Origin of the sequence: Bradyrhizobium sp. 604_D8_N2_3, assembly GCF_051810765.1 — a bacterium.
In the GTDB taxonomy this organism is placed as follows: domain Bacteria; phylum Pseudomonadota; class Alphaproteobacteria; order Rhizobiales; family Xanthobacteraceae; genus Bradyrhizobium; species Bradyrhizobium barranii.
Map to the genome: position 1 here is coordinate 5,014,191 of NZ_JBPWPM010000001.1, position 11,986 is coordinate 5,026,176.

Here is an 11,986-nt window from a genome sequence, read left to right on the forward strand (position 1 = left end):
AGAGTCTTTCCGCGGCGACGGTCCGGATTGCTTCGCGACGCTCGCGATCAACGAATCCATTGAAGTAAACGTATTGCGCCACTCCAACGTGCTGCTGGCGCTCGCAGACCCACTACTGCCGTCACCGCAGTCTGCGCGAACTATGGCTTCTGCTACTCTGCGGCGCAGGATAGACTTCCCTCCCCGCAACAGAATCCGACACGCAATGACCGCTCCTTTCGTTCCCCAGATCGCTCTCTATCGCAACTGGCTCGCCGAGCAGCGTGGACTTTCCTTCGCGAATTACGAGGAGATGCGGCAGTGGTCGGTGCGCGATCTCGACGGCTTCTGGCGCAGCATCTGGGACTATTACGATCTGCAATCGCCGACGCCGTTTGCGGCCGTGATCACCGAGCGCAAGATGCCGGGCGCGGTGTGGTTTCCCGGCGCGCAGGTCAACTATGCGCGGCAGGTGTTCCGGCATGTCGAGGCCGCCGACGCCGCCGGCCTGCCCGCGATCGTCAGTAGCGGCGAGGACGGCAAGCTCAACGAAACGAGCTGGCCGGAGCTGCGGCGCAAAGTGGCGGCGCTCGCGCTGCATCTGAAGGAGAAGGGCATCAAGCCCGGCGACCGGATCGCGGCCTACCTGCCCAACATCCCCGAAACCATCATCGCGTTTCTGGCGAGCGCCAGCATGGGCGCGGTCTGGAGCGTCTGCGCGCCCGACATGGCTGCGCCCGCCGTGATCGACCGCTTCAAGCAGATCGAGCCGAAGGTGCTGATCGCCTGCGATGCCGTCACCTATGCCGGCCGCCGGCATGATCGCAAGGACGTCGTCGCCGAGCTGCGGCGATCGCTGCCGACGGTCGAGCACGTCATCCTGCACAGCGAGACCGCGCCCGCAGCGCCGGATGCCCTGCTCTCCGACATCGTCGCAAGGACGGGCGCCGCGATCGACGCGTTCGAGCCGGCCTGGCTGCCGTTCGATCATCCGCTCTGGATCGTCTATTCCAGCGGCACCACCGGCCTGCCGAAACCGATCGTGCACGGCCATGGCGGGATCGTCATCGTGGTGCTGGCGCTGCTGGGCCTGCACAACGACCTCGGCTGCTCCTACCACGAGAACTCGTTCGGCGAGCGCTATCACTGGTACAGCTCGACCGGCTGGATCATGTGGAATTCTCAGGTCGGCGGCCTGCTCAGCGGCACCACCTGCTGCATCTTCGACGGCAGCCCGGGCGGCACCAAGGACAAGCCGGACTGGACCACGCTGTGGCGGTTCGTGGCACAGTCGAAAGCGACCTTCTTCGGCGCCGGCGCGGCGTTCTTCGCCAACTGCGCCAAGGCCGAGATCGATCTCACTGCGGCCGGCGATCTGTCGCGGCTGCGTTGCCTCGGCTCGACCGGCTCGCCGCTCAGCGCCGATACGCAAGCCTGGTTCAACGATCGCTTCACGGCGTTGTCGAAAATCAACGGCAGCAAGGCGCAGGCCGACATCTGGTGGGCGAACATCTCCGGCGGCACCGATTTCGCCGGCGCCTTCATCGGCGGCAACCGCGAATTGCCGCAGACGCCGGGCGCGATGCAATGCCGCCTGCTCGGCGCGGCGGTCGAAGCCTTCAGCGAACAGGGCCGCGCCGTCATCGACGAGGTCGGCGAGCTCGTCTGTACCGAGCCGATGCCCTCGATGCCGCTCCGTTTCTGGAACGACAAGGGCGATGCGCGCTATCGCGCCAGCTATTTCGAGACCTATCCGGACAATTTCGACGGCAGCGGCCGCGGGCCGGTATGGCGGCACGGCGACTGGCTCAAGGTCAATCCGGACGGCTCCTGCATCATCTATGGCCGCAGCGATGCGACCATCAACCGGCACGGCCTGCGCATGGGCACGAGCGAGCTCTATTCCGCAATCGAAGCGCTGCCGGAGGTGCTGGATAGCCTCGTCGTCGACCTCGAATATCTCGGCCGCGACAGCTACATGCCGCTCTTCGTGGTGCTGCGCGCGGGCACAGCCTTCGACGCTGCGATGCAGGCCAGGATCAACAAGGCGATCGAGGCCGGCCTGTCCCGGCGATTCCTGCCGAACGAGATCTTTGCCGTCGCCGAGATCCCGCGCACGCTCTCGGGCAAGAAGCAGGAGCTGCCGATCAAGAAGCTGCTGCTCGGCCAGCCCGTCGAAAAGGTCATCAACAAGGAGGCGATGGCCAATCCCGCCTGCCTCGACTGGTATCTCGCGTTCGCCCGCGACTATCTCGCCCGAACCGCGTCGTAGCTTCGATCAACCGCCGCCGAAATTGGAGGGATCGAGATTCCTGTTCTCCGACGGCGGGATCGGCGGCCACCCGGGAAATTTGTACCAGCCGGGCGGGACCGGCGCGTCCTCGGGCAGACGGACGGCGACGTGATGGCGCGGGCGGGCATGATGCGCCGGCGCGGCAGCCGCCGACGCGCATGTTGCAATCAGGAGGACCAAAGCCAGGATAGACCGCATCATACGTGCTCCAGACGTCCACCCGGGGCTCCATGTGGTGCGGGAACCACGCTGGGACGACGCATCGCACCGTCACGATGTCTCACATCGGCGGCATCGCTGCTGCCGGGAGACGCCGGAGATCAACCCAATTGCGCCAATGGCGTTTGGATTCCGTTCACCGATCGCCGCTAGATCAGGATAGATCCTCCGCGACAAACAGCAGCTATGGCCGATCTCAACGCAGTCCTCTCCAGGCTCAATGACCGCCTGCTCCGCCTCGAAGGCGAGCTGTTCGTGCTGCGCTCGCTGGCGCGCGCGACGCTGACGGCGGGCGACGACCATGCGGCGCGCATGCGCAAGCTGGTCGAGGCCGCAAAGGTCGCGCTCGACGACGAGGCCAAACGTGAGCTCGACAAACCGACGCGCAAATATGTCGATGCGGCAACCGCGCTGGTGGAGGAACTGCTGGTCGAGCCCACCCAGGCACGGCCGCTGTTCACCGTCATCGACGGTGGCCGGCGCGACTGAGCGCGTCAGATCGGACGTATCCCGCGGGGATCCGGAGACTGAGCCTTCAGCCGGCTGAGCCCCTCCTCGATGATCGCGATCTCCTCGTCGATCTTGCCGATCGGCAGGCTGAAATCATAGCCGGACCTGCTCTTCAGATCGACCGCGAGCCGCTGCCTGTGCATCATCAGCTCGTCCAGCCCACGGCGGTTCTTCAGCCGCACATAGGCGTCCACGATCTGCTCAATTGCGCTCGGCATGAAATCGGTCCCGGCAAAAAAGCCCGCGGCGCACCCACGCCGGCGGGACATTTTTGGTGTCGCGGTACGCAATACAAATCCGCGACGGATTCGTCGATACGACAGGCAGGTTGAGAACGCGTTACCGTTTGATGATTTCGTGATGGCGCCGGCATGAAAAGCCGCTGGCGATCACTCGCCAGCGGCCAAAGCCGGGTTCGAAAACGGATTCGGAATCAAATTTGGCCAGCCCCGGTTGGTGCATTCTAGCGGCACACGGGGGCTGCTTATGTTAGAAATGAAACAGAGGAACCGGCGGATACATCATTTGCTGTCGATGTGGCCGCCCGGCAACGCTAATCCGTGACGCAAAAATACTTGCGCGGCAGCCTGCGGTAGGCGCTGTAGCGGTAGTACGGCCTGTAGGCGTAGCCGCGATAGAGTGCGGGCGGCTCCTCGCCGTAATAGGCGCCGTGGTAGAAATTATAGACCGGCCCTTCGACGCAACGATAGGCATCCCACGTCGGACCGATGAAGGGCGCCACCCCGACCTCGGGCGGGATCGCCGGGTACGGCCCGCCGGCGGGCGCGGGCGTAGCGACGCTCAGTGCCGCGAGAAGGAAAAACCACGCGCTTCGCATGCGCTCGCTCCTGATACGGTGCAATACGCGCATGGAAGCACCGGAACGGCCGGCTGCGCAATCGCGGAGCCCGTCGCGCCCCGCGCCCGGTGCATTGTTGATAACCGGCACAAACCGCCCGCGGCTGGTGACAGGACGCACCGACGTGTTATCGGGGGATGACGCAGTTGCGAGACGGATCGGACACCCATGCGCATTACCCTCGTCGGCTCCCGCCATTTCGGCGTGACCACCCTGAACATGCTCCGGGAGCACGGCGTCCCGATCGTGCGGGTCGTCGTGGCCGACGCCGAGGATCGCCTCGCGGCGAGCGCCAAGGCGGCTGGCATCGAGGTGACGGTCCAGGCCAATCCGAAGCTGGTGGTCGCCTCCGAAATCGGCCCCGACACCGACCTGATCATCACCGCCCACAGCCACGCCCGGATCGGCAAGGACGCCCTGGCCGCCGCGAAGTACGGCGGGATCGGCTATCATCCCTCGCTGCTGCCGCGTCATCGGGGCAAAGCCGCTGTGGAATGGACCATCAAGGAAGGCGATCCGATCGCCGGCGGCACGATCTATCATCTTGCCGACCGCATGGACGCCGGCGCCATCGCCGCCCAGGACTGGTGCTTCGTCAAGAAGGGCGAGACGGCTCGCGAGCTCTGGGAGCGCGCGCTCGCTCCGCTCGGCCTCAAGCTGCTGGCCGACGTGATCGACTACGTCAAGGTCCACAAGGCGCTGCCCTCCAAGGTTCAGGACGAGCAGTTCGCGACCTTGGCGCCAAGTCTTTCGTGAGTCGTTCCCTGAGTCCTCTCCTGACGTTTACCCTTAACGTGAAGGCGCGTTGATTCTGCTTCGAAAATTGGAGCCGGAAACACAAATAAACTATTGTTTCCACTGGAACAATTTTCGCTTTGGCAATGCAACAAATTTCCGTCACATTTGGGCCGAATAAGCGTCAGCATATCAGACAGATTCAAGGACGGAATTCATGCGTTTTGGTCGCATTACGGCATTCTGTGCCGCTTCAGTTATCACCCTCGCCGCTCCCGCTTTCGCCCAGACCCCCTATGACGGCAACTGGCATGTCACCATCGTGACCAAGAGCGGTACCTGCGAGCCGACCGCGAGCTCCATGCTGACGGTTGCCGACGGCAAGATCACCGCGCCCGGCGCTAACGTTTCCGGCACCATCGGCAGCGGGGGACTTGTGAAAGTTTCGATCAATGGTGCATATGCCAACGGTCAACTCAGCGGCAACGCCGGATCGGGGAAGTGGAATGGAGCATCTGCAGGCATACCGTGCAGTGGGCGGTGGGAAGCATCGCGCCAGTAAGAAATTCGGGATCAGCGTCGTGAGCCGGCGGCTGCTGATCGCGGCCGCCGTTTTGTTTGCGGCGGGGATCGCCAACTCTGAGAGCCAGGCCCAGTCCGGCCCGTTCGCCCCGCTGGCGGGGAGCTGGAGCGGTGCCGGCACCGTCACGCTCGATGACGGCTCGACCGAGCGGATCCGCTGCCGGGCCAGATACGCCCCGATCGGACCGACGATGGAGATGTCGCTGACCTGCGCCAGCGACGCCTACAAGTTCAATCTCGGCGCCAACGTCAGGGCTGAAGGCGGCACTATTGGCGGCAGCTGGTCCGAGGCCAGCCGCAACATCTCCGGCTCGCTCCAGGGCCGCGGTGCCGGCGGAAACTACGAGCTGGTCGCCTCAACCGCCGGCTTCAACGCCAACATCACGCTGAAGACGTCCGGCAACAAGCAGAGCGTCACGATGCGCGCGGACAGCCAGTTCCGCGGCGCCAACATCTCGCTGTCGCGCTAAGGCGGACCGCGTTCAAGCCAAAAGCCCCGGCGATTCCGCCGGGGCTTTTTTTATCCGTTTTATACGTTCGGCACGAACGCCGTGACCTCGATTTCGACCTTGGCGCGCTCGTCCACGAGACCGCCGATGTAGAGCAGCGTCGAGGGCGGAAAATTGCGCCCCAGCGTTTCCTTCCAGGCCGCGCCGATGCCGGCGCCCGCGGCCTCATATTCGCTGCGGCTGGTCAGGTACCAGGTCAGGCGGACGATGTGCTCCGGACCGGCTCCGGCCTCGCCAAGGAGCTTGATGATCCGCTTCAGCGCGGTTGCGATCTGCGCCGCCATGTCAGGCGCGTAATTGCCGGTCTCGTCGCCGCCGGTCTGCCCGGCCAGCACCACCCAGCGGCCCGGCCCTTCGGCCACCACGCCGTGAGAAAAGCCCCGCGGTTTCTTCCATTCAGCCGGCTGCAAGATTTGCATGAGCGAAGATCTCCCTTTTCTTGTTGTTCAATGATGCCTTAGCACGCCGCCCTGCATCGCTGCATCCGCAGTTTTGGCCGTTGCAAACGCCGGCGATGTCGCCGATACCAGCCCTCCCCTCAGGCTCGATCGCCCGCACCAGCAACGATGACCGCGACACCGTCCAAAACGATGGCTGCACTGTGGATGGCCGGCTGGCTGGCGCTGATGCTGGTCATGGCGGTTGCCGGCCGTGAGACCACGCGCGAGCTGAACGTCTTCCAGATCATGGAAGTGCGCTCGGTGATCGGGTTCACGCTGCTGCTGCCGATCATCTACCGGGCCGGCGGTTTCAAGGCGGTCGCGACCAAACGCCTGCCCCAGCACCTCGCACGCAACGGGGTCCATTATTTCGCGCAGCTCGGCTGGTTCTACGCACTGACGCTGATCGGGATCGGCCAGGTCGTCGCGATCGAATTCACCATGCCGATCTGGACCGCGCTGCTGGCCGCGACGTTTCTGTCCGAGCGCGTGACCGTGTGGAAGATCGCCGCCATCGCGCTCGGCATCGTCGGCGTCGTCATGATCGTGCGGCCCGCCACCGGCGAGATCAATCCGGGACAGCTGATCGCGCTCGGGGCCGCGATCGGCTTCAGCATTTCCATGATCTTGGCGAAATCGCTGACCCGGACCGAGAGCGCATTGTCGATCCTGTTCTGGATGATCGTCGTGCAGATGGTCGTGGGCCTGCTGCCGACGCTCTATGTCTGGACCTGGCCGTCAGCCACGCTCTGGGGATGGCTCTTCGTCATCGGGGTCTGCGGCACATTCTCGCACTATTGCCTCGCCAGTGCGCTCCGCTACGCGGATGCAACCATCGTGGTGCCGATGGACTTCTTGCGGGTGCCGCTCACCGCGACTGTCGGCTGGCTGCTGTATTCGGAGCGGCTCGACGCCTGGACCGTGCTCGGCGCGACGCTGATCCTGTGCGGCAATCTTCTGAACCTGAAGCCGACCGCTCCGGTTCCCGCCCGCGCGCAGTGAACCTCGCGCAGCCTCACGCGACAAAAACGAAGTGGCCGTGTGATCTGGATCACGTTGGAGGGTCTTTCCATCGTGCACATTCGGCCACACAGCAGCGGGTTGAATACGACGTACCGCCGTTTTGGTGGCGCGAAGTCGGGCACTTCGTGTAGGTTCGTTGCCAATTTGTTGCTGCCTGCAATTCGATTCTGTTGGGGATTTCAGATGCGCACTCTCACCCTGCTCGCTTCGCTGATGTGCATGGCACTGTCGGTCAGTGCCGCGAAGGCCGACCGCCGTGTCGCTTTCGTCGTCGGCAACGGCTCCTACAAGAACGTCGCACAATTGCCGAACCCGCCGATCGACGCCAAGGCGATGGCGGCGACCCTGCGCAATGTCGGCTTCGAGGTGATCGAAGGATCCAACCTCACCCGCGACCAGATGACGGAGAAGCTCCTGGACTTCGGCCGCAAGGCGCAAGGCTCCGATGTCGCAGTGTTCTACTACGCCGGCCACGGCATCGCGGTCAGCGGCAGCAACTACCTCCTGCCCGTCGACGCCGACATCAAGTCGGAGATGGACGTCAAGCTCGGCGCAGCCATCAATATCGACCTGACGCTCGAGCAGACCATGGGCGACGCCAAGGTCAAGCTCGTCTTCCTCGACGCCTGCCGCGACAATCCGTTCGCCGCCAAGATCAAGTCGAACTCGGCAACGCGCAGCGTCAACGTGCAGAGCGGTCTTGCCGAGATGAAGTCGGGCGAAGGCACGCTGATCGCGTTCGCCACCGGCCCGGGCCAGACCGCGCTCGACGGCCAGGAGGGCAACAACAGCCCGTTCACCCGCGCGCTGATCGACAACATCACCAAGCCCGGCGTCGAGATCCAGCAGGCGATGACCTCGGTGCGCGCCCAGGTCAACGAAGAGACCCGCAAGGGCCAGCTTCCCTGGGGCCACACCAACCTGATCGGCGCGGTCTATCTCAACCCGTCGCAGCAGACGCAGGTTGCCAACGCAGCCCCGACCGCTTCCGGAAACGTGCCGGCGGCAGCGAGCAGCTCCGACGGTGTCGAGCTCGAATACTGGCGCTCGGTCAAGGAATCCAACAAGCCGGAAGAGCTCAACGCCTATCTCTCGGCCTATCCGAACGGCCAGTTCAAGGCGCTGGCGCTGGCGCGGCTTGCGGCGATCAAGAGCGGCCCGTCCACGGCGACCCGCAATCTGAACTCCGGGATCGATCCCGCCACCTTCACCGACGACTCCACCCAGCTCACCGAGGACCAGATCGGCCTCGACAAGGGCCAGCGCCGCGACGTGCAGCGCCGCCTGACCGGGCTCGGCTTCGACACCAAGGTGACCGGTGCCTTCTCCGACGAGACCCGCTCGGTGCTGAAGCGCTGGCAGGCCGCCCGCGGCTACCCGTCGACGGGCTACCTCAACAAGCTCCAGCACAGGGCCCTGCTGTCCGAGATCGTGGCGGCCGCGCCGGCCACCGCGAGCGACGACAGCGCGAAGCCGGCCCGGCGTGCTGCCCCGGCCCAGGCCCAGAGCAGCGCACCGGTTCAGCATCGCAACAGCGGCGGCGGCGATGCCGGCGCAGCCTTCGTCGGCGGTGTCGTCGGCGGCATGATGGGCGGCATGTTCCGCCGTTGAGGCGAGACCCGGCTCCAAAACGCAAAAAGGCCCGGCGAGAGCCGGGCCTTTTTCGTGGTGCCAATGGCTAGTAATCTTGGGTGAACCAAGGCACGAGCGTCCGGATCCGCGGCATCGCCTGCATCGTAATGCTCGTCCGAGCCATCTCCGCGATGCGCGGCGCCAGTGATGAGAGATCGCCACGGCGGGTCACCAGAAGCAGCTCACGAAAAAATCCGGGGCCCGGCAGAGGTAGAGCGCTGACTTGACCAGCGTGAGCGAGCCCCTGCAACAGACACAGCGGCGTGGTGATCGCCACGCCCATCCCGGTGGCGACCATGGCGACCAGGCTGTCCGAGGTGTCAAACTGAAAGGCCCGCGGTGGGCGAATGCCCAAACGGCTCAGATGACGCTCGACCTGCGCGCCTGCATAGGAGCGTTCGCTGTACCGGACCAAGCGATGCCGGGTCAGGATCTCCCGCAAATCAAGGTCAGCAAATTCGGCTTCCAATCCGCGCGGCACCACCAGCAGATTTGGCTCGCGGTAAAACGGGAAGCGCTCGATATCATACAGGTCATCCATCGCATCGCATGTGATCGCCGCGTCGATCGTTCGGTGGACCAGCGCCTCGGCATGCGAGTGAGCAAGGCCCGACCAAACGGACAGACTCAGTGCGACCTCGCCCGTCATGAGCTCCTTGACGAGGTGTGCGCCGACCGTGGCGGCATAGGAGTCGATGAGGCCGAGCCTCAGATCGACACGCTCAGGCAGTTTCGCTGCGTCCCGGAGTGCGCTGAGTAACGTGTCAAAGTCGCGATTCAGATCGCGAACACGGCCAGCAAGGATGCAGCCCGCCCGCGTCAGTGTAAGCGGCCTCCGACTACGGTTGAAGAACGCGACGCCGATCGAGGCCTCGGCCCGCCGCACAGCCTGCGAAACCGCTGATTGCGTCATCCCGAACTGACGGGACGCCTGAAGCATGCTGCCGGACTCCGCGACGGCAGCGACAATCTGCAAGCTTCGCAAGTCTGGAACAGGTGGCGTCATATCCATAGCTTAAGCAGAAGTCATATTAACATGCAAATTGCCTTCATTATATGAATTATCCTTGTAGAAGAGCCGCATCCGAAAGCAGACTTCGGATCGTCCTAACAATTAAGCAGTCCCGATCCATGAGCGAGCAAGCGGATATTCTGGTGATCGGCCTCGGTGCCATGGGCAGCGCGGCCCTCTATCAACTGGCCAGGCGAGGGGTAAAGGCGGTCGGCCTCGATCGCTTTTCCCCGCCCCACACGATGGGATCCAGCCACGGCGAAACCCGCATCACCCGGCAGGCGGTCGGCGAAGGGCGCGATTACGTGCCCCTGGTGCTGGATACCCACCGGATCTGGCGTGAGCTCGAAGCCGAGACGTCTGCGGAGCTGCTGAACCCGTGCGGCCTCGTCGTCATGGCGCCCGGTGTCGGCGAGACGTCACACCACGGCAAGCCGGATTTCGTCGCGCGCTCGATCGGGGCGGCGCGTGACTTCGGCATCGCGCATGAAGTGATCGACGGGCGGGAGGTGGCCCATCGCTTCCCGCAGTTCCTGAATCTTCAGGGTAACGAGAAGGCCTATTACGAGCCCGGCGGAGGGTACGTTTTTCCGGAGCGCTGCATCAAGGCGCAGCTGACGCGCGCGGAGCAGCTCGGCGCAACGATCCGCACCGGAGTCGAGGTTCTCTCGATCGCGCAGCGCGGCTCCGCCGTTCGGGTGGAAACGTCCTCGGGCACATTCGAGGCGGACCAGGTGGTGGTGTCGGCCGGCGGCTGGAATGCCCACCTGCTCGGCGCGCCGTTTGACCGCGTGCTCACGGTGAAACGGCAGGTGCTGCATTGGTACGAGCTCGACGATACCAGCGCGTATCGCGCCGACGCCCCTGTGTTCATCTGGATGCATGGCGCGACCGATGTCGACTACCTCTACGGCTTCCCGCCGTTGCCTGGCGATCGTCGTCTCAAGGTCGCGACCGAGCAGTACGAGACCAACACGACGGCCGACGCCATCGACCGCACCGTCGATCCCGCGGAATCGGCTGAAATGTACCGGAAGCACGTCGCGGGGCGGCTCGCCGGCGCCACGCCGCGCGTCGCGCAGGCGGCCGCCTGCATCTACACGGTGACGCCCGATCGGGGCTTCATCATCGACCGCCATCCCGACCAGGACAGGATTTGTGTCGTCTCGGCGTGCTCGGGCCACGGCTTCAAGCACTCGGCAGGTATCGGCAACGTCGTAGCCGGGATGGTGACCGACGGTCGAAGTGCCATCGACCTCAGCCCATTCTCCATCTCCCGTTTTTCGTGACGTTTGGCACGAGCCTTGTATCTTGAACAAGCGCGCGCAGCGCGCGTCGTGATCACAATCCTGGAGGCGTCATCCGATGAGAGACATTGTCCGTTCCATGATGACAGGCATCGCGGCGCTGCTGCTGCTTGGCAGCGCCCAAGCAGCTGATGGCGTCGATGCCATCAAGCAGCGCGGCACGTTGAATGTCGGCGTCAAGGCTGACTACAAGCCCTTCGGCTTCCGCGATCCCACCGGAAACGTGGTCGGAATCGAGCCGGATCTCGCCGCAGACATTGCCAAGCGCCTCGGCGTCAAACTCGAACTCGTTCCGGTCGCGGCCTCCAACAGGATCGAATTTCTTCAGCAGGGAAAGGTCGACCTGCTGATCGCGACCATGTCGGACAGGCCGGAGCGCCGTCGCGTGGTTCAAGCCATCGAACCGCTGTACTACTCGGACTATGTGAACATCCTTCTCAACAAGAAGTCCGGCATCAAGGACTGGGCCGAGCTCAAGGGAAAACCCGTCTGTGCAACGTCGGGGGCCTGGTACAACAAGGACGTTGCCAAATCCTACGGCCCCGAAATCGTTGCGTTCGACGGCTCGGAGAAGCCTCTGTTCGCCATGAAGCAGGGCAACTGCATCGGCTATGTCTACGATCAGACCTTCCTGCAAGGCAAGCTGCTCGAGGACGAGTGGAAGGCGGACTACGACTTGCCCCTGAAAGGTATTTTGCCATCGCCATGGATGATGGCTGTCGCGCTCGATAATGCCAGCCTTCAGAAGCTGCTCGAAGATACGACAAAGGACTGGATGAAGACCGGCTTCATCGTGGCAGCGGAAAAGAAGTGGGGCATTACGCCGACCGAGTATTCGCTGCTCATGCACGAGCAATACAAGGACAAATAGACGCGTAAGGCGGAG

At 64.0% G+C, this 11,986-nt stretch carries 14 protein-coding genes; 9 read left to right on the plus strand and 5 right to left on the minus strand.

The genetic code is table 11. The annotated features are described in order from the left end of the window. The first annotated feature begins 205 nt into the window (after positions 1-205). The gene (locus AB7245_RS23850) at positions 206-2,251 is read left to right on the plus strand and encodes an acetoacetate--CoA ligase (protein WP_085404717.1); all 2,046 of its coding nucleotides are present in this window, start codon (positions 206-208) and stop codon (positions 2,249-2,251) included. Positions 2,252-2,257: 6 nt separating this feature from the next. On the opposite strand, the gene AB7245_RS23855 is transcribed toward AB7245_RS23850, so the two are convergent. After that, positions 2,258-2,473 (minus strand): hypothetical protein, encoded by a 216-nt coding sequence (locus tag AB7245_RS23855; protein ID WP_245344255.1) that lies wholly within the window; start codon positions 2,471-2,473, stop codon positions 2,258-2,260. 204 nt (positions 2,474-2,677) lie between these two features. Here AB7245_RS23855 and AB7245_RS23860 point away from each other — a divergent pair, with 204 nt between their 5' ends. Further along, the gene (locus AB7245_RS23860) at positions 2,678-2,980 is read left to right on the plus strand and encodes a hypothetical protein (protein ID WP_063983186.1); all 303 of its coding nucleotides are present in this window, start codon (positions 2,678-2,680) and stop codon (positions 2,978-2,980) included. A 5-nt stretch (positions 2,981-2,985) separates the two neighbouring features. Here the strand turns inward: AB7245_RS23860 and AB7245_RS23865 are convergent, their stop codons facing one another. After that, positions 2,986-3,219, minus strand: a complete 234-nt coding sequence (locus tag AB7245_RS23865) for a hypothetical protein (RefSeq protein ID WP_071917441.1) — start codon at positions 3,217-3,219, stop codon at positions 2,986-2,988. A 335-nt stretch (positions 3,220-3,554) separates the two neighbouring features. Then, a complete protein-coding gene (locus AB7245_RS23870; protein WP_085404755.1) occupies positions 3,555-3,839 on the minus strand; it encodes a hypothetical protein in 285 nt (94 codons plus the stop codon). Positions 3,840-4,028: 189 nt separating this feature from the next. Between AB7245_RS23870 and AB7245_RS23875 the strand changes: the two genes are divergently transcribed. The 3 genes from AB7245_RS23875 (at position 4,029) to AB7245_RS23885 (ending at position 5,647) form a co-directional block, all read left to right on the plus strand. Beyond that, positions 4,029-4,616 (plus strand): formyltransferase family protein, encoded by a 588-nt coding sequence (locus AB7245_RS23875; RefSeq protein ID WP_085404716.1) that lies wholly within the window; start codon positions 4,029-4,031, stop codon positions 4,614-4,616. Between the two features lie 196 nt (positions 4,617-4,812). Then, positions 4,813-5,157 (plus strand): hypothetical protein, encoded by a 345-nt coding sequence (locus AB7245_RS23880; RefSeq protein WP_014495138.1) that lies wholly within the window; start codon positions 4,813-4,815, stop codon positions 5,155-5,157. Further along, positions 5,102-5,647: a hypothetical protein gene (locus AB7245_RS23885; RefSeq protein ID WP_085404715.1), complete on the plus strand. Its 546-nt coding sequence runs from the start codon at positions 5,102-5,104 to the stop codon at positions 5,645-5,647. Before AB7245_RS23880 ends, AB7245_RS23885 begins: the two co-directional genes overlap by 56 nt. Before the next feature lie 59 nt (positions 5,648-5,706). Here the strand turns inward: AB7245_RS23885 and AB7245_RS23890 are convergent, their stop codons facing one another. Beyond that, on the minus strand, positions 5,707-6,105 hold the full coding sequence (locus tag AB7245_RS23890; protein WP_085404714.1) for a RidA family protein: 399 nt from the start codon (positions 6,103-6,105) through the stop codon (positions 5,707-5,709). Positions 6,106-6,252: 147 nt separating this feature from the next. On the opposite strand from AB7245_RS23890, the gene AB7245_RS23895 reads away from it, so the two are divergent. After that, positions 6,253-7,128, plus strand: a complete 876-nt coding sequence (locus AB7245_RS23895) for a DMT family transporter (RefSeq protein WP_085404713.1) — start codon at positions 6,253-6,255, stop codon at positions 7,126-7,128. Positions 7,129-7,332: 204 nt separating this feature from the next. Continuing rightward, a complete protein-coding gene (locus AB7245_RS23900) occupies positions 7,333-8,760 on the plus strand; it encodes a caspase family protein (RefSeq protein ID WP_085404712.1) in 1,428 nt (475 codons plus the stop codon). A gap of 67 nt (positions 8,761-8,827) precedes the next feature. Here the strand turns inward: AB7245_RS23900 and AB7245_RS23905 are convergent, their stop codons facing one another. Continuing rightward, positions 8,828-9,793 (minus strand): LysR family transcriptional regulator, encoded by a 966-nt coding sequence (locus AB7245_RS23905; protein ID WP_439035041.1) that lies wholly within the window; start codon positions 9,791-9,793, stop codon positions 8,828-8,830. Positions 9,794-9,912: 119 nt separating this feature from the next. On the opposite strand from AB7245_RS23905, the gene solA reads away from it, so the two are divergent. Together solA and AB7245_RS23915 are read left to right on the plus strand one after the other, a co-directional pair. Next, positions 9,913-11,082 (plus strand): N-methyl-L-tryptophan oxidase, encoded by a 1,170-nt coding sequence (gene solA / locus AB7245_RS23910; RefSeq protein WP_085404711.1) that lies wholly within the window; start codon positions 9,913-9,915, stop codon positions 11,080-11,082. A gap of 76 nt (positions 11,083-11,158) precedes the next feature. Next, positions 11,159-11,971: a transporter substrate-binding domain-containing protein gene (locus AB7245_RS23915; protein WP_085404710.1), complete on the plus strand. Its 813-nt coding sequence runs from the start codon at positions 11,159-11,161 to the stop codon at positions 11,969-11,971. Positions 11,972-11,986 lie beyond the last annotated feature (15 nt).